This window comes from Flavobacterium sp. GSP27 (assembly GCF_003970395.1).
GTDB lineage: Bacteria > Bacteroidota > Bacteroidia > Flavobacteriales > Flavobacteriaceae > Flavobacterium.
Genome location: NZ_RYDP01000010.1, coordinates 101,849 through 123,898, shown reverse-complemented (window position 1 = coordinate 123,898; position 22,050 = coordinate 101,849). Strand labels below are relative to the sequence as shown.

Genomic DNA, 22,050 nt, shown 5'->3' with positions numbered 1-22,050 from the left:
AAAAACCATTTATAATTGAAGGCGAGACCGTGGTTCTTACAGCAGGACAGTCCATAAAAATAGAGAAGAATACCCGTGTGCACTATTCCGATCCTTTTGATGAAGTCTGTGAATATTTAGCTATTTGCAAACCTGCATTTTCTTTAGAAAAAGTTAATAGAGCAGACTAACCCTTATATAATTTGTATCTTTATACTTTCCATAAAAAAAGTATGAAAGTTCAAAAAAAAATTATAATAGTTGGCGCTGGCTTTGCTGGATTGCGTTTGGCTCAAGATTTAGAAAATACAGATTTTGATGTTTTACTGATTGACAAAAACAACTACCATCAATTTCAACCCTTGATGTACCAGGTAGCCACAGCAAGGCTTGAACCTGCCAGTATCTCATTTCCGTTACGAAAAGTATTTCAGCATTCGAAAAATGTCCGCATTCGAATAGCTGATGTACTTCGTATTGATCCAGAGCACAAAATAGTACAAACCTCTATTGCTGATTTTGAGTACGACCATTTGATAATTGCCTTTGGATGCACGACTAATTATTTTGGAAATGCTGAAATAGAAAAATTTGCATTTCCCATGAAATCGGTGCCGGAAGCGATCCAACTTCGCAACCAAATTCTACAAACTTTTGAAGATGCCTTAATTGCTTCACCAGAAGAGCTACAATCGCTAATGAACTTTGTGATTGTTGGCGGAGGCCCTACCGGAGTAGAACTTGCAGGAGCTTTGGCAGAAATGAAAAAAAATATTTTGCCAAAAGATTATCCGGATAAAGATTTTTCGAAACTCACCATTTATATTCTTGAAGGATCTCCGAACGTATTGAACCCAATGAGTGAAGATTCCCAAAAAACGTCTCGTAAATATCTGGAGGAACTAGGTGTCATTGTAAAAACGGATACTATTGTAAGCCATTACAACGGTAAAACCGTAAGCCTGCAAAACGGAGACACGATTGCATCCAGAAATGTGATCTGGGCAGCAGGAATTACAGGAAACACCCTGGAAGGTATTCCCAAAGAAAGTATTACCAGAGGAAATCGCTATCTTGTTGACCGATTTAATAAAATAGAAAATCTCGAAGAAGTGTATGCCCTTGGTGATATTTCATTCATGGCTACTCCTAAATATCCCAATGGTCATCCGCAAGTAGCCAGTGTTGCTATAGAACAAGGAAAAGTATTAGCCACAAACTTCAAACTAAGTCTAAAAAACAAACCTCAAATCGAATACGAGTATCATGATAAGGGTTCTATGGCTACAGTAGGAAAACGAAAAGCGGTGGTCGATTTACCAAAATTTAGTTTCCAAGGAAGATTGGCTTGGTTTACCTGGATGTTTATCCACCTAATGTTGATTTTAAGCGTCAAAAACAAACTCTCTATTTTTGTTAATTGGATGTTCAGCTATTTCAATAATGACAGCACCTTACGAGTCCTACTGAAACCGGCAACAAAAGATAAATAACACCAAAAAGGACTCTGAATAGAGTCCTTTTTTTATTTTAATAATTCTAAAATGGTATTTTCAACTGCTTCTGAATCCCAGATTTCTTTGATATTTTCCATTTTTAAAATTTCTTCCATAATTGCATTTTGATAATCACCTATAGCCAACGCTTCTGTATAAGGCCGATCACTAAATGTTACACGACTGTATAGTGGAATCCATTTTTCAGGGTGCTTGTCTGAAAATGATTTTTCAATTTTCTTTTGCAAAAGGAAGTTTTCATCTGCAGTCTTAGAGCTCATTTCTAAAAAATTTCGATAGGAAAGCTCTGCAATAGCATCGGCATTTTGTTTACGGGATTTTTGATATTCGGAAAAAATAGATTTCCAATCATCCCCATACTTTTCAATCATTTCATACAGCACTGAAATATCTTCAAAACCGGCATTCATTCCTTGTCCGTAAAAAGGTACAATAGCATGACTCGCATCCCCTATCAAGGCAACCTTATCCTCATACGTCCAAGGAAAACACTTCATGGTTACTAATGTACTGGTTGGGTTCCGGAAAAAATCTTCTGCTAATTTTGGAATAACATCAACCGTATCCGGTAAATTTTTTTCAAAAAAAGCTTCTACTGACTTCCTATCCTTTAAGGAATCAAAGGAATTTTCTCCTTCAAAGGGCATAAATAAAGTACAGGTAAAGCTTCCGTCTAAATTGGGCAAGGCAATCAACATATATTCTCCTCGTGGCCAGATATGAAACGAATTTTTATCCAATTTATGTGATCCATCCCCGTTTGCCGGAATATTTAATTCTTTATATCCAATAGGTAGAAATTCTTGCGAATAATCGAACATACTCTGGCGCTGCATGCGGTGACGAATTCTTGAAAAAGCACCATCAGCGCCAAAAACCATATCATATTTTTTATCTTCCCATGCGCCTCTTTCGGTTTCGCCTATATGAAGTGTTGCATTTTCTAGAGTTACATCCCAAATTTTGTGCTCAAAAAAGAACTCTGCTCCTGCGGCTTCCGCCAAATCGATCATTTTTCGGTTTAAAATTCCTCTCGAAATTGAATCAATGGATTCGCCTTCCTGACCATAATTTTGAAAATTAAGCTTATCCACTAAATGAATTGCCCGTTTTTTCATGGGGATTGCGATCGCTCGAACAGCATCACCTACTCCAACTCCATCTAAGGCTTTCCAGCCGCGATTAGACATCGCTAAGTTGATAGAACGTCCTGAAAATTGTATCTTCCTGATATCTGGACTTCTATCGTAAATATGAACAGTATGGCCTGCTTTGCGAAGGTAAATAGCTAATAAGGATCCGACTAGTCCAGAGCCTACAACTGCTATTTTTCGGGGAGTTTGCATTAATTTTTTATAAAAAGTTAGGCAAAATTACTGATTTAAAGTTTTAATAACTTTAAAAAACAATCATTTTTTATAGGGAATAAACACCAATTTTGTAGAAGTCCTAACAATCTCCTTTTCGTTCAGTTTCATTCTTCTGAATTTTCCTGAATTATACAATTCCGCCTGATCGTTATAATGTGCACTGAATGGATTTCCGGATTGTCCCGTTGGCAAAATGGCCCAGCTATTTTCAATGTCTGAGAAATCAATAATTCTTCGTGTTGAAGGGCCGCCTTTTACTTGATACTGACCCGTTTCGGTATAATCAAAAAACAAATTATTAATCACTTCCGTTGAACCTGAAACTTCAAATGGACCAACATTAAATATAGTTCTTAAAGCTGCGATTTTACCCAACGGATGCTGATGTTCCAGAGTATGTACTTTGTTCCAGGTCCAAGCTGATACGGAATTGCCCAATTGTTTTTCTAAAGCAGCAATCGATTCCTTGAACGATAGCGACACGATTTCTCGCCTTGTTTCCGAATGGTTTTTTGTATTGATATTATCCCACCACAGTGAGTTTTTGTTTTCAAGTTGTCTGGCGATCATTTGCTTCATGATATGCGTGCCTAAAAACTGCTTGAAATTAGCAGCTCCCAGTTCGTCCTCAAAAGTATTTTTTAAATAATTAAAAATCCATTTATTATAGATTGTGGGTGCTACATCATCCAGATTATTAGAACCTTTCCATTTTTTCAAAACAGCAAAGGCTTCTTTTTCATTATTTGAAAGCGTAGTGTAATCCAGATTCGAAATTAAACGTGCTACAACGTCAGGCGCAACTGGTGATGTATTATCAAAAATCATGCTGCCCACAGTTGCCTTATTCCATTTTGTTTTTTTATTCAATAATTGCGTGATTCGTTTGGCTCTGTCTTCAGGAAGGTAATAGCCCGGATACAAAAATCCGTCTATTGCCTCTGGTTGATTATTGGCTGAATACACGTAATTCCATTTTGGATTCACCGCTGAAGGATTTTTGGAGAAATCCAAATATTCCTTGATATCGTCTTTCCCGCTCGCCCCATCCAAAATAAAATTCGGATTCACGCCTTCATTATGCTTGTATAATTTTCCTGTTGCCCACCATGCAATATTTCCTTTGGAGTCACCATACATAACATTCAGTCCCGGTGCGGCTATCAGAGCCACTCCTTTTAGAAAATCTTCCTTGCTTTCAGCGTGCGAAAGCCTATACACTGCGTCCAGAATTCGTATGGGTTGTTGGGTATAAATCCAAGACATTGCCACTGGTTTGTCCTTATCCAGCCCTACAATTAAGTCATTCATGATAGGCCCGTGACGACTCACTTTTACATTCAAAACCACATCAGTAGAATCTTTTATTTTTATAATTTTTCGGCGAATTTCATAATTCCTATACCCCGTTGGCGTTTTGTAAGAGGTCGCATTTCCAGGACTATTTTCTTCTTGGTACAAATCAATATCATCATTTTCAAACATGGTTAATCCGTACGCATAGTTACGGTTATGTCCCAATAATGGGAATGGAGTACCTGCTAAATAGCAACCGTACAATTCAAAATCCGGAGTTACTAAGTGCGCTTCATACCAAGTTCCGGGTTGCGAAAACCCAATATGTGGATCATTGGCAAAAATCACTTTTCCTTTTTTAGTTTTCTTTGGAGAAAGAACCCAGCTGTTGCTTCCTATAAAGGGTGGGATAGGGGATTGGTCTAAAAGTGAGGCTACTGATTTTGAAATAGCAGCATATTCCTGTGGCTTATGTTTTGCATTTTTTATTTTTGTGGTATTAAATGAACCGTCAATGCCAAAATCCTTGAGATAGTCCATTCCGTACTTGTTCCGAATATCCGTCAACAAAGGATCTGACTTATGGGCCATAGCAAAACTAAAAGACATGTATCCAAAAATATTGTAGACGTCTTTTATGGTAAACTTTTCTTTTTTGACACCAACTAAACTGAATTCTATTGGCGTAGTTCCCTCTGCCATATATTGGTTTATCCCCTCTAGATAGTCCATTGTCAATAGATAACTGGAACTTTTCTTATCTAAAGTTGCGATTGCTTTTGCGGAAGCTTCTTCGATTCCTAATCCGGCAAAAAACAGATCACTTTTCAATGCAACTGGTCCAAAAATTTCTGACAATCGTCCCGGAGCAATACGCCGCATCAATTCCATTTGCCACAATCGTTCTTGCGCATGTACGTAACCCAACACAACCATAGCGTCCCTTGAACTTGCCGCATAAATATGAGGCACTCCAAATTCATCAAAATAAACTGTGGTTTCCTTTCCAATATTTTTAAGTTTTAGTTCCCCTTCATAGGTTGGCTTTAAATAAAACCCATAAATCAACACAACTATTGCTGAAAGAAACAATAAAGAAAGTAAAACCAGAAGGACCTTTTTAAGTGTTTGCATCTTTACATAAATTGGCAACAAATATATAAGATTTAGAAGTCAATTAGAACAATTTACTTATAATGTGTTTGTTCAAAACTAATTCAAAATAAATAATTGAGCCCTATTTGTTATTTTGTTTGATTTATTTACATTTTAATTAAACAAAAAGTATATTTGTTCAAAAGTAAAAAGATGAAACATATTTCTAAAGAAGCTATTTCCAAAATGGAAAAAATTGAAAGACTGAATTTAATCAATTCGTGCACGGGTTATAAATCAGCGAATCTTCTTGCTACAAAATCATTGGACGGAAACACTAACGTAGCAATTTTTAGCAGTATCACACATTTAGGTAGTAATCCTGCCATAATTGGATTCATTATGCGACCCACAACCGTTCCCAGAGACACCTACAAAAATATAAAAGAGACTGGTTATTTTACGGTAAATCACATCACTGCTGACATGATTGCCGATGCGCATCATACCTCCGCAAATTATGATTTAGGCGTTTCTGAATTTGATAAAACAAGCCTGGAAGAAGAATACAAGACCAATATTGAAACTCCTTTTGTAAAAGGAAGCCCTGTGCAGTTGCATTGTAAATATCTAAATGAATATTACATCCAGGAAAACAATACAATTCATGTAATTGCAGCTATCGAAAATTTATTTTTTGAGGAGAAATTAATACATAAAGATGGGTGGTTACAAATTGATAAAGGCAATGTTGTGGCGCTAAACGGCCTTGATGGCTATTGTTTACCCAAACTTATCGACCGTTTTGAATATGCCCGAAAAGAAGTTTCTACTGTTTCCTTTTACAAAAAATAAAAATGAAAAAACTACGATTAATCCTTGGAGATCAACTCAATTTAAAACACTCCTGGTTGGTGGAGAAAGATCATAACACTATTTATGTGCTGGCCGAAATGCGTCAGGAAACAGCGTATGTAAAACATCACATTCAAAAAGTGGTGGCCTTTTTTATGGCGATGAGAAATTTTTACACAGCCCTACAATCACGAGGACATCAAGCCTTATATTTTCAAATTACTGATGGCGATAATCCTCAGGATCTAGAAAAAATTATTGCTTTCTGTATCGAAAAATATAAAATCGAAAAATTTGAATATCAATTCCCTGATGAATACCGATTGGACCAACAACTAAAAACAATTTGTTCCAATCTAAAAATAGAATCAGAAGCTTTTGACTCCGAGCATTTTTACACTACGCGTCATGACCTTTCCGATTTTTTTGAGGGTAAAAAGCTGTTGCTGATGGAAAATTTTTATCGCAGCATGCGTAAAAAACATCATTTGTTAATGAATGGGTCAACTCCTGTGGGAAATCAATGGAATTTTGATGCCGATAATCGCAAAAAATACAAAGGAGAAGTTCCTGTGCCTTCTGAAAAGAATTTTCACACCAATGTTTCTAAAGTTGTTGCCCAAATTAAAGAAGCTGGGATCATCACTTTTGGAAACATCGATTTAGATAATTTCAGTTGGCCTACTTCGCGCGAGCAATCGTTCGAGGTTTTAGATTATTTCTGTAAAAATCTGTTGAAACATTTCGGTGATTACGAAGATGCAATGCATACCGATGAAAAATTCCTTTTCCATTCTCGTTTGTCTTTTGCCATGAATAGCAAAATGCTTTCTCCAAAGGAAGTCCTCGAGACCGTGATTGCTTTTTATCATGACAATGAAATAGAAATAACTATCTCACAAGTAGAAGGTTTTGTGCGTCAAATTTTAGGCTGGCGCGAATATATAAGAGGAATATACTGGAAAGAAATGCCTGATTATGCTAAGATGAATGTCTTGCAAAACAAAAACAAGCTTCCTGATTTTTTCTGGACAGGTAAAACCAAAATGAATTGCATGAGCCACGCGATTAATCAAAGTTTAGATGAAGCCTACGCGCACCACATCCAGAGACTTATGATTATTGGGAATTTTACACTATTGACACAGATTCATCCTGACGAAGTAGACGCTTGGTATCTGGGCGTGTATATTGATGCGATTGAATGGGTTGAAATGCCCAACACACGCGGGATGTCACAATATGCCGATGGCGGAATAATTGCCACAAAACCCTATGTTTCCTCTGGCAGTTACATCAACAAAATGAGTAATAATTGCTCTAAATGCCACTACAATGTCAAAGAGAAATTTGGCGACAAAGCCTGTCCCTTCAATACGCTGTATTGGAATTTCCTAGATGAGAAAAAAGAGTATTTCAAAGGGAACCAGCGCATGGCAATGATGATGAATTTATTGAACAAAATGAATCCTGAAGAAATGTATAAAATCAAAGTTAAGGCGAACGAAATTATCACTAATATGGATTCCTATTAAACTAGATAGCGCTAAATAAAAAGGAGTGTTTAAATTCTTTTTGAACTTAAACACTCCAAGTTATATTGAAAAATCTATTTACTGTTTTTTACTATCTAAAATAGCGCCTGTACCTGCCCCTACTCCCGCACCGGCTAAACCACCTATTATAGCACCTTGTCCTTTTTTCTTACTGATGATTGCCCCTGTGGCAGCACCAACGCCGGCACCAATTACGGCTCCTTTTGCAGCACCACTCCAACCTTTATTTTTTGTAGTAGTCCCCGCTGTTTGTTGATCCACAACAACTACTTCTTTTTGAGTTTCTACTTTAGCTTCCTGGATTTTAACCATTTCTACCTGCATGGAGTCGATCACTCTTTGTTTTTCGATTTCAACTTTCATGGAGTCTACAGTAGCCTGTTTGGCTTTTTGAATGTCCATTTTTCCTTGATTTTGACAAGAAACAATACCTGCAGCTATTAGTATAAAATATAATGCTTTCATAATTTTAATTTTCATAATTAGTACGAATACAAAGAAAGGCTTAACCCTGTTAATTAAGTTTATAAAATTAAAACTATTTTTTGTGTTATTTAATGCCCGTTTTAAGACTGAATTCCTGCTTTCAAAATTTGCCCAAATTGATATATATCCTCAAAAGAAGTATACAGAGGCACTGGCGCTAAGCGGATAACATTAGGTTCACGCCAATCCGTGATTACCCCATTTTGCATTAAATAATCAAACAAACTGCGGCCTTCCCCATGAAGCAAGACGGACAATTGTGACGCTCTTTCTGTGGGATTTGACGGTGTTATAATTTCGAAACTACTATCCACTTCTTTGTCTATTTCATGCAGAATGAATTCTAAATAAGAAGTGATCGCATCTCTTTTTTGGATCAAAGCATCCATCCCAATTTCATCAAACATGTCTACAGATGCTAAATAAGGCGCCAGAGAAAGTATTGGAAGATTACTAATTTGCCAGCCATCAGCGCCTTGAATAGGATCAAAGGTTTGTTCCATCTTAAAACGACGTTCTTTATTATGTCCCCACCATCCGGCAAATCTGGGTAACGCTGCATTGTTGTGGTGCTTTTTATGAATAAAACATCCAGAAGCATTTCCTGGCCCTGAATTCATGTATTTATAACTGCACCAAGCGGCAAAATCCGCATTCCAATCGTGCAATTCCAGCTTAATATTTCCTGCGGCGTGCGCTAAATCCCAGCCTACGTAGGCTCCCACTTTATGACCTGCAGCGGTAATAGTTTTCATATCAAATACCTGTCCTGTGTAATAATTGACTCCCCCAATTAAGACCAAAGCCAACTCATCACCTACTTCCTCAATTTTTGCCAACACATCTTCTAAGCGAATGTTGTGTTCGCCATCGCGACGCTTAATCTCAACAATTGCATCCTCGAGTTGTATCCCCAGGTTTTGGGAGTGAAAATCGACCTGACTTTGAAACATATATTGATCCGAAGGAAATGCTTTTTCTTCGCAAATAATTTTATATCTGGTTTGTGTAGGTTGGTAAAAGGAAACCATCAGTAAATGAAGATTTACCGTTAATGTATTCATCACGGTAACTTCGCTTGGTAAAGCACCAACAATTTTACTCAACGGATCTGCGAATCGTTCGTGGTAATCCCACCATGGTTTTTCACTGTAAAAATGTCCTTCAACAGCTAGATTTGCCCAATCATTCATGACTTCATCTACATACGCTTTGGTGCGTTTCGGCTGCAATCCTAAAGAATTTCCAGTAAAATAAATTACTTTTTTTCCTTGTACCTTCGGGAAAATAAATTCGTCTTGGTATTTGTGTAAAGGATCTTGTAAATCGAGGTGTTTTGCAAATTCAAAGGTGTTTTCGAAAATCATGATTTGTATTTTGTTTTGTAAAAGTAGTGAAAAAGCACCACTTTGAAAAAGGCCAACGTCGCATTGGATGAGGACAGAGAGAAAAGAAAAAAACTATTTATCCGGCAAAAGAGTTATTGCCTATGAAATGATATTCTCTGCGGGAAATTTCAATAAAGATTTTGAAACTACTTATAACAAAAACGGAACTACGAGACAGCAAATTTTTACTGGATTCACGTTAACTCAAAGTGTGAGTATCCAATCTAAGGAAGTAAACAAAATTGAAAAATTATCGTGACAATCCCGTGAATTGATTAATTCTGACGTGGAATATTAGTACATCAAACTGGCCGAACTAAAAATAAATGATTGCTCAGGCAACTAAAGATGCAAGTATACGAGCCACGAGTATTGCTGAGAATGCAGACTCTGACTTACGAAATCTAAAAAAAAGCAGGTATCGGTGTTTTCAAATTACAATTTAAGGCTTCAGAATATATATTAAGTCGAGCGCAGTCAAAACTCAACGCGGTATCTCGACTGCGCTCGACTTGACAAAAAAATAGCTGTAACAAATTTATTCAGACACAAAATTGAGATGCCGTTTTAAATTTCTTTTTACACAAAAAGTCCTCACATTTTCCAAACGTTTTGTGTGAGGGATGGAAGCGGCATCCTTTATTTTCTTTCTTTAAGAAAATAAAGATACAGCGTACAGCGCGACCCTTGGGGCACACTCTTATAAAACTGTGCTCGGAATAAACCAAAAAATCTCGCCATTGCTGACGAGATTTTGTTATTTAGACTGAAATGAATTCAGATTAGATGATCATCATTGCATCACCGTAAGAATAGAATTTGTATTCTTTTTCGATTGCTTCTGCGTATGCTTTTTTCATTAAATCGTGGCCACAAAAAGCGGAAACCATCATTAATAAAGTTGATTTTGGCGTGTGAAAATTAGTAATCATACAGGTGGGAATCGTAAATTCATGAGGTGGAAACACAAATTTATTTGTCCATCCGTCAAAAGGATTCAGTGTATTATGTGACGAAACTGAACTTTCTACGGCACGCATAGATGTTGTTCCTACGGTACAGATTCTTTTTTTATGAACTTTTGCGTTATTTACAATATCACATGCTTCTTGAGTGATTTTTAATTCCTCGGAATCCATTTTGTGTTTTGATAAATCCTCAACCTCAACCGGATTAAAAGTTCCCAAACCTACGTGAAGGGTTACTTCGGCAAATTTGATTCCTTTGATTTCCAGTTTTTTCATTAAATGTTTAGAGAAATGCAATCCTGCAGTTGGCGCTGCAACAGATCCTTCTTCTTTGGCATAAATAGTTTGGTAACGTTCCGCATCTTCCGGAGTTACGTCTCTAGAAATGTATTTTGGGATTGGAGTTTCTCCAAGTTCCGTTAATTTATTTCTGAATTCTTCATAAGAACCGTCGTAAAGAAAACGCAATGTTCTTCCACGAGACGTAGTATTATCTATCACCTCAGCGACTAATGAATCATCATCTCCAAAATACAATTTGTTACCAATTCTGATTTTTCGGGCCGGATCTACTAAAACGTCCCAAAGTCTTTGCTCTGCATTTAATTCTCTAAGTAAAAAAACTTCGATTCTTGCGCCTGTTTTTTCCTTGTTACCATACAAACGTGCCGGAAAAACTTTAGTATTATTGAGAATTAAAACATCGCCTTCGTCAAAATAATCAATAACATCTTTGAACATTTTATGCTCTATAGTCCCTTTCTTACGATCTATAACCATTAGACGTGCTTCGTCTCTGTTTTCAGCTGGATATTCAGCAAGAAGTTCTTTTGGCAAATCGAATTGAAAATGTGATAGTTTCATCTTAAAAAGTTATAAGTTATGAATTATGAGTTATGTCCTTCGTCTGCGCTCAGGATGACAATCTTAATTCGAGTGTGCAAATATACGATTGTGAGATAGGCGTTGTCAAGTGTTTTGCAATTTATTTTTCCTCACACCAGCCCTCTCCAAAGGAGAGGGAAAAGGGAAACATCTTTTCGCCCAATGAATTGAGGGTTTTTTACGAAATTTCGAAACCTAAACTTTTTAAATCTTCCCAAAAATCCGGATATGATTTTGAAACGACTTCGGCATTTTCGATGATTATGGGTACTTTCAACGCTAATGGTGCAAATGCCATTGCCATTCTGTGGTCGTTGTAGGTTGCAATTTTAATGTTGTGATTGATTTCACTTGAAGCCAAAAGCGTCAAGCTATCATTGGTAACGGATATGCTCGCTCCGAGTTTTGTTAGCTCAATTCGTAGTGCTTCCAGTCGGTCTGTTTCTTTAATTTTCAAGGTATGTAAGCCTGTTAGATGGCAACCAATTCCTAATCCAAGGCAGGTAACTACGATCGTTTGGGCAATATCCGGCGTATTATTTAGTTCAAGATTTAGAGTTTGAGGAATAAAATTCCCTTGTTTGGTAAGCGTCATTTTATTTCCTTCAAAATGCGTTTCAACTCCCATTAGCTTATAGATTTCTACCAAAGCCGAATCGCCTTGTAAACTGGTTTCTGTATAACTGGTCAATGAAACAGTAGCATTTTCAGCCAAAGCAACCAAACTAAAAAAGTAGGAAGCCGAACTCCAATCGGATTCAACAGTCATTACTTTTGATGCTACTGCTTGTTTTGGATAAATAGTAATTACATTCCCTTCAAAACTGGTTTTAATGTCCAAATCATTCAACAAAGCCAGGGTCATTTTGATATAAGGAACTGAAGTGATTTCACCAACCAAAGTGATTTCAATACCGTTTTCCAGTTTTGGCGCCACTAATAATAAGGCCGATATGTATTGACTGCTCACATTGGCAGGAATGTTCACTTTAGAAGCTGTTATTTTTTGTCCTTTGATACGAATGGGCGGATATCCTGGTTCTTTCTCGTACGTTATTTTCGCACCTAATTGTTCCAAGGCTTCCACCAAAACTTTTATAGGGCGCTCCGTCATTCTTTGAGAACCAGTCAAAACTACTTCGCGGCTTTCGTTCACAGCAAAATAAGCGGTCAGGAAACGCATGGCTGTTCCTGCATGATGAATATCAACTATTTCCTCGTTTCCTAGCAATGCTTTTTGCATGACTTCACTATCATCAGAGTTCGAAGTATTGGCCAAAGTAATGTTTGGGAATAAGGCCTGTAACAATAACAAGCGGTTTGTTTCGCTTTTTGAGCCAGTAACTGCAATTTGAGCTTGTAAATTGGATTGGGAAGTTTGTAACAGTAAATTCATTTTTGTAATTATGGGTTGTGAGTTATGAATTATACTTTCATTTTTAACTCAAATAATTTTTGAGTCGCAATTTACCACTCCGCATTTATAATTCATAATTTATACTTCACAAATTATTTGAGTTTTTCATTGTTTTTGTGACGGTCTTTGTCTCGAATGGATTTTAGATCCATTTTTTTATCAAAAGCGGCTTGTAAATCAATTCCGGTTTGGTTGGCTAAACACAATACCACAAAAACTACATCGGCTAATTCCTCGCCAAGGTCTTTGTCTTTATCGCTTTCTTTTTCGGATTGTTCGCCGTAACGACGGGCGATGATTCGGGCCACTTCCCCTACTTCTTCGGTAAGCTGCGCCATATTGGTCAATTCGTTAAAGTAGCGAACTCCGTGTTCTTTGATCCAAGTGTCAACGTCTAGTTGGGAATTTTTTAGGTTCATGGGTTTAGTTTTTTTATTTCTTTATCAAAATCAGAAATTATTTTTTGTGTTTTATTAAATACTTCATAAGCAGCGATTGCTTTTTTATCAGCTTGTATTTTAGAAATTTTCCCTTTACCATCCAAAACCTTATAATCATTAAAGTTTAGAAATTTATTCACACTTGTTGCCAATTGACTCATCGTAAAAGTATTCTCCCGCTCTATCAATCCTTCTATGTAATCAAAGTAACCCGTTACGGTGCGCTCCAATTGTTTAATTTCTTTTTCTTGTAAATAATTTTTGGCAACTACCACATCCGATTTCAAAACCCTTCCACTTGGACTGTTTTTCCAAGTCGTTAATCCCATATTTTCCTTTTTGGCGTCGGCAGTTTTGGCTATTATTTCGGCAGCAGTATTACCGGTTATAGCAAAATGAAATTTATTTTGAACTGTGGCATAGAAATTTTTTGTGATATCGGCATTGCTGTCATAGTCAATACTGCACTCAGCAAAAATATCCGTTACTTGCTGGTAAATCCTTCTTTCACTTGCGCGAATCGAACGAACTCTTTGCAGTAATTCTTTAAAATAATCCTTTCCAAAAATTGCTTGACCCTGTTTTAAACGATTGTCGTCAAGCACAAACCCTTTTATAATATATTCTTTTAAAGTCTGGGTTGCCCAAATCCTGAATTGTGTAGCTTTGGTAGAGTTTACTCTGTAACCAACAGAAATTATTGCGTCAAGACTGTAATGTTTTACTTTGTAGGTTTTGCCATCTGATGCAGTTGCCGAGAAAACCTCGGTAACTGCATTTTCTTCTAATTCCTTACTTTCAAAAATATTTTTTAAGTGTAATGAAACATTGTCTGCACTGCAGTCAAACAATAACGCCATTGCTTTTTGCGAAAGCCATACCGATTCGTTTTGCAGTAAAACATCAACACGTATTTCTCCGCTTGGTGCGGTGTATAAAATAAATTTTTTTACGTTTTCTTCCATAACTATTCTATTGCTATTGTATCAATTACTTTCATTAATCTATCCGTTTCACTTAGTGCTACAATGATTTTTTGATAATGGGCAATATCGTCAAATTCCAGTTTGCGTTCCTTACGGTCTTTGAGCCATTTTTGAGCGGGTTGATAACCACCAATGTAGAAATTCCAAGCCACTTCAGGAACGTTGTCGAAATATTGGGTTCATTGGTTGCGGCAACATCCGGAACAATACTTTCGATAAGTTGCTTCAAATCGCCACGATAGGTGTGTTCTGTTGCATTACCTCTTTTGTAGGCGGAATTTATATTTTGAATGTATTGTTCTAAAGTCATCTCAGTTGTATTTGAACAAATGTAAAGAATTGGAACCTAAAAAAACACCTTCAGTGAGGTGTTTCTTATAACAATTTCCGGTATTTACTTTTTATGTTTGGAGAGCTGTACGGAAACCTACTCTCTATTTTTACTGTCAATTACTATCGTTACAGGACCATCATTCAGCAAAAGTACTTTCATATCTGCACCAAAAACGCCAGTTTGTACTTTTTTACCCAATTCTTTCTCCAACTGAAGCACAAAATTCTCGTATAATGGAATAGCTATTTCTGGTTTTGAAGCTTTGATATAGGAAGGACGATTGCCTTTTTTAGTAGCGGCGTGCAAAGTAAATTGACTTACCACAATAACATCGCCATCTGTATCCTTGACAGATAGATTCATCACTGCATTTTCATCTCCAAAAATACGAATATTGACTGTTTTTGAAGCTAACCAATTGATATCTTCTTGATTGTCTAAATCTTCAATCCCAACCAAAACCAACAATCCTTTCTGGATATCGGCTACGACTTTAGTATCGATGGTTACGGAGGCTTGGGAAACTCTTTGGAGGACGATTTTCATTCTTTTATATTCTATGTAAAATAGACGCGATAAATCGCGTCTCTACTATTCCCTAGTTTTGTCACTGATTATTCGATCCTCGTTATGAATATCAGTACGGTAATTTTCATCGTCTCCTTCCAGAATTTTAAGGTAACTTCTATAACGGGACCAAGCGATTTCATCTTTTTCTAAAGCCCCTTTAATAGCGCAATGCGGCTCATCTTTATGCAAGCAATTATTGAATTTACATTGCTCTTTCAACTTAAAAAATTCAGGAAAATAACCACTGATTTCTGCTGCATCCATGTCTACAATTCCAAAACCTTTGATCCCGGGAGTATCGATGATTCTGGCATCAAAAGACAAATCATACATTTCGGCAAAAGTCGTCGTGTGTTGCCCTTGCTTGCTTGCTTCAGAAATTGTCTTTGTTTTCAGATGTAAAGAAGACTCCATCGCATTTACCAAAGTCGATTTCCCAACTCCGGAATGTCCAGAGAACATGCTCACTTTCCCAATCATCATTTCTTTCAATTCCTCTATTCCTTTCATTTCAGTCGAAGAAACGCGCAAACATTTATATCCAATTTCCTGATACACATGCTGCATGTACAATTGTTCATCCAGCGTGGCATCGTCTAGCGTATCTATTTTATTAAAAACCAGTATAGTTTCAATTCCATACGCTTCGGCAGTAACCAGAAAACGGTCAATAAAGTTAAAAGTCGTTGGCGGATTATTGATGGTTACCAGCAAGAAAACCCTGTCAATATTAGACGCAATAATATGCATCTGATGGGATAAATTCACTGATTTCCGAACGATATAATTCTTTCTGTCATGAATGTTATGAATGGTTCCCGTAACAGTATCGGATGATTCTTCTAGTTCATAATCCACAATATCGCCTACAGCAATAGGATTGGTGCTTTTGATTCCTTTAATTCGGAATTTCCCTTTCATACGGCATTCAATAAAATCCCCTTGTTCGGATTTTACGGTGTACCAACTTCCTGTAGATTTGTAAACGAGTCCTGTCATAAAGGATTATTTGATTGAAGATTAACTATTTTAGATTTCTGATTTAAAATCTAAGACTTTGCAAAGATAATTCTTTGTTTTAGGTTTAAAGTTTAAAAGTTTAAAGTTTTTCACTTTGAGCAACTTTACATACAATTAAAAATAGAAAATCCCCACAACTTTTGACAAAAGCTGCAGGGATTTATATTTAAAAAATACGGACTAAGCGTTTAGTACTTTTTCTTGGTGACCAATACTTTCCTGGTGAATCGCTTTGAACATTTTTAGTACAAACTCTTCTGTCAACCCTTTCTTCTCGCCTTCCAAAATCATTTTTCCTAAAATTTCGTTCCAACGATTGTTTTGCAATACAGCAACGTTAGCGTCTTTTTTCACTTGACCAATTTCGTCAGCCACTTTCATTCTTTTGCCTAACAATTCCAATAAATTCGAATCCAGAACATCAATATTCGCTCTCAATTTTGTCATTTTATTAGCAAACTCATCCGTATCACCACTTACTTTTCTCACTTTCAAATCTTTGAAAATTTGCTTCAAAGCATCTGGTGTCACTTGTTGCGCTGCATCACTCCAGGCATTATCCGGATCAGTATGCGTCTCGATAATCATACCGTCGTAATTCAGATCTAATGCTTCTTGAGTCACTTCAAGAATCATCTCACGGTTTCCTGTAATATGGGAGGGATCAATGATCAAAGGCAAATCAGGGAATTTATTTTGCAATTCAATAGCTATCTGCCATTCAGGAATGTTTCTGTATTTCGTTTTTTCATACGTAGAAAAACCTCTGTGAATAACGCCTAAATTCTTAATTCCTGCCGCATGCAAACGTTCCACACCACCCAGCCACAAAGCCATATCTGGATTTACCGGATTCTTGACCAATACAATTTTATCGGTTCCTTTTAATGTATCAGCAATTTCTTGCACCGCAAACGGATTTGCAGTTGTACGGGCTCCAACCCATAATACATCAATATCATGCTCTAAAGCCAATTTACAATGCGCTGCAGTCGCTACTTCGGTTCCCATAAGCAAGCCGGTTTCTGCCTTTGCTTTTTGCAGCCATTTAAGTCCTATTGCTCCTACTCCTTCAAATCCTCCCGGACGCGTTCTTGGTTTCCAAATTCCTGCTCTAAAAACACTTACGTCAGAGTCTTTCAATTCATGTGCAATTTTCAATACTTGCTCTTCTGTTTCAGCACTACAAGGTCCTGCGATCACAAATGGATGAGTCAAATTGAATTCATTCAACCAATTTCTCATTTCTTTCTTGTTTTCCATCTTTTCTAATTTTAGTTTTTTTATTTTATTCTGTGTTGTTTACTTTAACTGTAACCTGCTCCTGAAGCTTCTGAAAAAATGCTGGTTACTTTTTTATATTTATTCCGTTTAATATTTCTTTTATTTTATTCACACTTTGCATTTCATGGTAAATCGCATCATAATCTTCCTTCTCTAATAATTCCTTAAACTTTGACAAATTAGAAATATACTCCTCTAATGTTTTCACAACCTGCTTCCTGTTCTGTTTAAAAATTGGTGTCCACATTGCCGGTGAACTCTTGGCCAAACGAACCGTACTTTCAAAACCAGAACCCGCCATATCAAAAATATCCTGCTCGTCTTTCTCTTTGTCAATTACCGTTTTTCCAAGCATAAATGCACTGATATGGGATAAATGCGACACATAAGCAATATGTTTGTCATGTGATTTCGGATCCATATACCGAATCCGCATTCCCATTGCCTTAAACAAATCCAACGCTTTTTCCTGTAATTTAAACGTTGTTTTTTCGACCTCACAAATGATATTCGTTTTCCCTTGAAACAATCCTTTTATCGCTGCCGATGGTCCTGAAAACTCCGTTCCTGCAATAGGATGCGTTGCAATAAAATTCCTTCTCTTAGGATGATTAGCAACCGCTTCACAAATAGGCGTTTTTGTCGAACCTACTTCAAAAACAATCGTATTTTCACCAATAACATCCAGTACTTTTGGTAAAACACTTAATACAACGTCAACCGGAACAGAAACGATTACAAAATCTGCATCGGATAAATCATCAAATGTCGCACCAGCATCAACAACTCCCAAAGTTATTGCTTCCTGCAAATGATTTTCATCAGTATCGATTCCATAAATTTTGGCTTCCGGATGCAGTGCTTTAATGTCCAATACCATTGAACCGCCTATCAATCCTATTCCTATTACGTGTATATTCATGTATTAAAATCTATCAATTGCTTCCTGTACTTTTTCTTCTTTTACACACAATGCAAATCGGATGTAACCTTCTCCATTAGAACCAAAAATGGTTCCCGGTGTAATAAAAATAGATTTGTCATATAAAATTTCATCTATGAATTTCTCCGCCGATGTGATTCCGTCCGGCAATTTTGCCCAAACAAATAATCCAACTCCTTCTTTATAAACTTTACAGCCTAATTTCTCAGCCAGTTGTTCGGTAAGAATTCTGCGTTTTCTATAAATCGCATTCATCGAATCAAACCAAGTTTTGTCACTTTTTAAAGCTTCAATTGCTCCTTTTTGAATCCCGTAAAACATACCGCTATCCATGTTGCTTTTCACTTTCAAAACGGCATCAATGCAAGCTGCATTTCCCAGAAGCATTCCCACTCTCCAGCCCGCCATGTTAAAAGTCTTACTCAAAGAATTCAATTCTAAAACCACGTCTTTTGCACCTGCTACTTGCAACAAACTCATCGGATTGTCGTTCAAAACAAAACTATACGGATTGTCGTTGACTAATAAAATGTTATGCTTTTTGGCAAAAGTCACTAATTTTTCAAACAATGCCAGACTTCCTCTGGCTCCAGTTGGCATGTGCGGATACCCAATCCACATGATTTTCACTTTCGACAAATCCAATTTTTCCAAAGCTTCAAAATCCGGCTCCCAGTTATTGTTTTCTTTTAAGTCATAATAAACCGGAACTGCTCCCACTAAATTTGTCACCGAAGTATAGGTTGGATATCCTGGATTTGGGATCAGTACCTGATCGCCTTCATTCAAAAAAGCCAGTGAAATATGCATAATTCCCTCTTTGGAACCCATCAAAGGCAAAATTTCGTTAGCCGGATTCAACGCAACTCCGTAATTGTTTTTGTAAAAATCAGCCATACCTTGCCGCAACTCTGGCAACCCCTGATAACTTTGGTATTGATGTGCATTCTCCTCTTGCATTGCCAGAACCACTGCATCAATTACCGCCTGTGACGGCTGTAAATCCGGACTTCCAATTCCCATATTGATAATGGGTTTCCCTTCAGAAGCCAGTTGCCTTACTTCTCTCAACTTTGAGGAGAAATAGTATTCTTCAATTATTTCGAGACGTTTCGCTATAGTAATCATTCTTCTATTTTAAATTTCTTGTAAATCGATCTTAATCTAATTCCCACTTCGGGGGTTGGGGTTAAGGGCTTTATAATTTTGTGTTTTTATATTCGCCTAACACTTTGAAATATTCTGCCATAATGATCAATAGCGACTTTGCTTTCGCATAATCTTCGTATTTTTCAAAAGTGACATCGACAAAAAACGAATATTTCCAAGGCGTTTCTATTTTTGGTAACGATTGTATTTTTGTTAAATTCAATTTGCAATCGCTCATCACATTCAAAACTGCCGCTAAACTTCCCCGTTTGTGATCCAATTCAAATTTGATGGACGCTCTGTTAATTTCGTTTTCCGGAACAAATGAATTTTCCTTTTTGATAATCACAAAACGTGTCATATTATTTTTAATCGTTTGAATCTCCGGAGCCAAAATTTCTAAATCATACATTCTCGACGCCGTAATACTGGCAATTGCAGCAATCCCTTTCAACTGATTTCCCTGAATTCTACGTGCCGTTTCGGCAGTATCTTTATCTTCGACTAATTTTATATTTGGATATTTTTTAAGGAATTCCATACATTGCAAAATGGCCATAGGATGCGAATGTACTTCCAAAATATCTTCTATTTTCTGCCCTTTTAAGGCCATTAAATTTTGATGAATTATTAAATAATGCTCCCCAATAATGTGTAAATTATTCTTGTCAATCAATGCGTAATTCGGAATAATTGGGCCCGCAATAGAATTTTCTATAGCCATAACTGCCTGATCTGATTTACCGGAGAGTAGGTTATCCACTAACTCTTCAAAGGACAAACATTCATCTAAAGCAACCGCCTGATGAAAATATTCTTGCGCCACCTGATGGTGAAAAGAACCCGTTATGCCTTGTATTCCAATTATTTCATTCATTTTACACCTTTTTAAGCAAAAAAAAATCCCGATTTACATCGGGATTGTATATTTATAGTATCAATTTAATTTTATAATCAAATAACCATACAACAATCCCTTTCGACCTTCCAGAAGAAATAATAAGAGTTGCTAAAATAAAATCGGCTATTCAACATGCTGTTGTTTTTTGTATTAATTACTCTGCGAATGTATACATAATTTCCAGCTATCCAAAAAAAAAGGCTGATTTTATTGAACAAAAAAAGAATTCGCTAAAAAACTGGTTATTAATTATGTAATAATTAAAAAAAGGTCTTTAAAACACCAATAAGTCGTTGCTATTTTACTGTTTTTAAAACTATACCATTGAAACCGGCTAAAAAAAGTGGTTTTATACAACTACTTTTTCAGCAAGCCATTTTTTTCCTTCCGAAATTCGGGCAACCATCATCGCCGACACTAAATCACCATTCGCATTTAGCAATGTCGCCATTGGATCTACTAAAGTCCCCACAATCATTGCAGCTGGAAGAGCTTGTTCCATTGGGAAACCATAAACGGTAATCGCCAAAATTTCTCCTATATAACCTCCATTAGGAATTCCACCTTCAACTACCGAAACAATTACTGTAATTCCTAACGCCACTAATAAGGTATTTGGGTCCGTTAAATCTTTTCCGAACATGGCGAAAATTACCGCAATTTTCACAATAGATGACATACTGGATCCGTCTTTATGCAAAGGCGCACCCAGTGGAATAACTACATTTCTGATGTGAGCCGGAATATTCATTTTTTCGGCACCTTCCAGATTGGCAGGAATAGTGGCAATGCTGCTGCAAGTTCCCAATGCGGTTAAGGAAGGCGTAATATTATTTTTCCAAAATACTTTAAATCCTAATTTCCCTCCAGCGATAAAAGCGTACAAACTAAAAAACACAATAAAGTAGAAAGCACAAACCGCATAATAAAGCCCCAAAGGTTTTGCATAAGCTCCAAATAATTGCGGTCCAAAAATTCCAACCTGATACGCGAAATAAGCCCCCAAACCTATTGGAGCCGTTTTCATGATGATGTGTAACAATTGTTTCATCACTTCATTGCCTGAATTCAAAAACCTGCTGAAATCTTTTCCTTTTTCTCCGGAACGCAGGGCGGCAAACCCTATTAGAAAGGAAAAAATGATTAAGGCCAACATGCTTTTTCGAGAAAGCAGTTCATAAAAATCCCCCGCTGTAAGCAATTGGGTAATTTGTGAACCTGTATTTGTACTTTGTATACTTTCTAACGGTATTTTTGAAATAATGATGTCTTGATGAATGGGAAATAACAGGACACCAACCAGCATCAAAATGGCAGAAAGTAATACGGTGCTTAAAAACACTCCCATAACAATTACAAATAATCTTCCCAGTTTCTCTGATTTTTCTAAATTGGCAATCGAAGATGCAATCGTAAAAAACACCAAAGGGATAATGGCGGTAAACAATAAATTCAGAAATATATCGCCCAATGGTTTAATCACTTCTACTTCCTTTCCAAAAACTAAACCCAATATACTTCCTGCCAAAATTCCGCCAAGCAGCAATAAAATACTTTTGTAGTTTTTCAAGAAACTCCCTGATTGTGTGTTTTTCAAATTCATGTTCATAT

At 36.7% G+C, this 22,050-nt stretch carries 20 protein-coding genes and 1 pseudogene; 5 read left to right on the top strand and 16 right to left on the bottom strand.

The window, feature by feature from the left end; genetic code table 11:
• Window positions 1-2 precede the first annotated feature (2 nt).
• Window positions 3-170 (top strand): annotated as a pseudogene (locus EKM05_RS14860) (cupin domain-containing protein); the annotation flags it as partial.
• Between the two features lie 42 nt (window positions 171-212).
• The gene (locus EKM05_RS10340) at window positions 213-1,472 is read left to right on the top strand and encodes an NAD(P)/FAD-dependent oxidoreductase (RefSeq protein ID WP_126555021.1); all 1,260 of its coding nucleotides are present in this window, start codon (window positions 213-215) and stop codon (window positions 1,470-1,472) included.
• A gap of 32 nt (window positions 1,473-1,504) precedes the next feature.
• Here EKM05_RS10340 and EKM05_RS10335 read toward each other — a convergent pair whose 3' ends face one another.
• Both EKM05_RS10335 and EKM05_RS10330 read right to left on the bottom strand, forming a co-directional pair.
• Window positions 1,505-2,842, bottom strand: a complete 1,338-nt coding sequence (locus EKM05_RS10335; protein WP_126555019.1) for an NAD(P)/FAD-dependent oxidoreductase — start codon at window positions 2,840-2,842, stop codon at window positions 1,505-1,507.
• A gap of 63 nt (window positions 2,843-2,905) precedes the next feature.
• Complete coding sequence (locus EKM05_RS10330) at window positions 2,906-5,296, bottom strand: penicillin acylase family protein (protein WP_126555017.1); 2,391 nt, start codon at window positions 5,294-5,296, stop codon at window positions 2,906-2,908.
• Between the two features lie 174 nt (window positions 5,297-5,470).
• On the opposite strand from EKM05_RS10330, the gene EKM05_RS10325 reads away from it, so the two are divergent.
• Together EKM05_RS10325 and EKM05_RS10320 are read left to right on the top strand one after the other, a co-directional pair.
• Entirely contained in the window at window positions 5,471-6,112 is a 642-nt protein-coding gene (locus tag EKM05_RS10325; protein ID WP_126516167.1) for a flavin reductase family protein, read from the top strand.
• Window positions 6,113-6,114: 2 nt separating this feature from the next.
• Window positions 6,115-7,647 carry a cryptochrome/photolyase family protein gene (locus EKM05_RS10320; protein ID WP_126555015.1) on the top strand — a complete coding sequence of 511 codons (1,533 nt, stop codon included), beginning with the start codon at window positions 6,115-6,117 and terminating at the stop codon, window positions 7,645-7,647.
• A gap of 78 nt (window positions 7,648-7,725) precedes the next feature.
• Here the strand turns inward: EKM05_RS10320 and EKM05_RS10315 are convergent, their stop codons facing one another.
• Both EKM05_RS10315 and kynU read right to left on the bottom strand, forming a co-directional pair.
• Window positions 7,726-8,133 (bottom strand): glycine zipper family protein, encoded by a 408-nt coding sequence (locus EKM05_RS10315; protein ID WP_126457412.1) that lies wholly within the window; start codon window positions 8,131-8,133, stop codon window positions 7,726-7,728.
• Window positions 8,134-8,234: 101 nt separating this feature from the next.
• Window positions 8,235-9,521 carry a kynureninase gene (gene kynU / locus EKM05_RS10310; RefSeq protein WP_126555013.1) on the bottom strand — a complete coding sequence of 429 codons (1,287 nt, stop codon included), beginning with the start codon at window positions 9,519-9,521 and terminating at the stop codon, window positions 8,235-8,237.
• Between the two features lie 67 nt (window positions 9,522-9,588).
• Here kynU and EKM05_RS10305 point away from each other — a divergent pair, with 67 nt between their 5' ends.
• Complete coding sequence (locus EKM05_RS10305; RefSeq protein ID WP_126457414.1) at window positions 9,589-9,801, top strand: hypothetical protein; 213 nt, start codon at window positions 9,589-9,591, stop codon at window positions 9,799-9,801.
• A gap of 523 nt (window positions 9,802-10,324) precedes the next feature.
• On the opposite strand, the gene queA is transcribed toward EKM05_RS10305, so the two are convergent.
• The 12 genes from queA to EKM05_RS10240 form a co-directional block, all read right to left on the bottom strand.
• Window positions 10,325-11,374 carry a tRNA preQ1(34) S-adenosylmethionine ribosyltransferase-isomerase QueA gene (gene queA, locus EKM05_RS10300; RefSeq protein ID WP_126453091.1) on the bottom strand — a complete coding sequence of 350 codons (1,050 nt, stop codon included), beginning with the start codon at window positions 11,372-11,374 and terminating at the stop codon, window positions 10,325-10,327.
• Between the two features lie 199 nt (window positions 11,375-11,573).
• Window positions 11,574-12,791, bottom strand: coding sequence for a 3-phosphoshikimate 1-carboxyvinyltransferase (gene aroA / locus EKM05_RS10295; protein WP_126555011.1), 1,218 nt, complete (start codon window positions 12,789-12,791; stop codon window positions 11,574-11,576).
• A 113-nt stretch (window positions 12,792-12,904) separates the two neighbouring features.
• Window positions 12,905-13,231: a nucleotide pyrophosphohydrolase gene (locus EKM05_RS10290; protein WP_126453086.1), complete on the bottom strand. Its 327-nt coding sequence runs from the start codon at window positions 13,229-13,231 to the stop codon at window positions 12,905-12,907.
• Entirely contained in the window at window positions 13,228-14,217 is a 990-nt protein-coding gene (locus EKM05_RS10285; RefSeq protein WP_126555009.1) for a virulence RhuM family protein, read from the bottom strand. The genes EKM05_RS10290 and EKM05_RS10285 overlap by 4 nt, the downstream gene beginning before the upstream one ends.
• 2 nt (window positions 14,218-14,219) lie before the next feature.
• A complete protein-coding gene (locus EKM05_RS10280) occupies window positions 14,220-14,390 on the bottom strand; it encodes a type ISP restriction/modification enzyme (protein ID WP_231507415.1) in 171 nt (56 codons plus the stop codon).
• A 275-nt stretch (window positions 14,391-14,665) separates the two neighbouring features.
• Window positions 14,666-15,118 (bottom strand): D-aminoacyl-tRNA deacylase, encoded by a 453-nt coding sequence (dtd, locus tag EKM05_RS10270; RefSeq protein ID WP_126555007.1) that lies wholly within the window; start codon window positions 15,116-15,118, stop codon window positions 14,666-14,668.
• A gap of 45 nt (window positions 15,119-15,163) precedes the next feature.
• Window positions 15,164-16,141, bottom strand: a complete 978-nt coding sequence (rsgA, locus tag EKM05_RS10265; RefSeq protein WP_126457418.1) for a ribosome small subunit-dependent GTPase A — start codon at window positions 16,139-16,141, stop codon at window positions 15,164-15,166.
• Window positions 16,142-16,342: 201 nt separating this feature from the next.
• Entirely contained in the window at window positions 16,343-17,425 is a 1,083-nt protein-coding gene (locus EKM05_RS10260) for a bifunctional 3-deoxy-7-phosphoheptulonate synthase/chorismate mutase type II (protein WP_126457419.1), read from the bottom strand.
• Window positions 17,426-17,510: 85 nt separating this feature from the next.
• On the bottom strand, window positions 17,511-18,368 hold the full coding sequence (locus EKM05_RS10255; protein ID WP_126555005.1) for a prephenate dehydrogenase: 858 nt from the start codon (window positions 18,366-18,368) through the stop codon (window positions 17,511-17,513).
• Window positions 18,369-18,371: 3 nt separating this feature from the next.
• Window positions 18,372-19,517, bottom strand: coding sequence for a pyridoxal phosphate-dependent aminotransferase (locus EKM05_RS10250; protein ID WP_126457421.1), 1,146 nt, complete (start codon window positions 19,515-19,517; stop codon window positions 18,372-18,374).
• Window positions 19,518-19,587: 70 nt separating this feature from the next.
• A complete protein-coding gene (locus tag EKM05_RS10245; RefSeq protein ID WP_126555003.1) occupies window positions 19,588-20,415 on the bottom strand; it encodes a prephenate dehydratase in 828 nt (275 codons plus the stop codon).
• Between the two features lie 373 nt (window positions 20,416-20,788).
• Window positions 20,789-22,042 carry a dicarboxylate/amino acid:cation symporter gene (locus EKM05_RS10240; RefSeq protein WP_126555000.1) on the bottom strand — a complete coding sequence of 418 codons (1,254 nt, stop codon included), beginning with the start codon at window positions 22,040-22,042 and terminating at the stop codon, window positions 20,789-20,791.
• Between the last annotated feature and the right edge of the window lie 8 nt (window positions 22,043-22,050).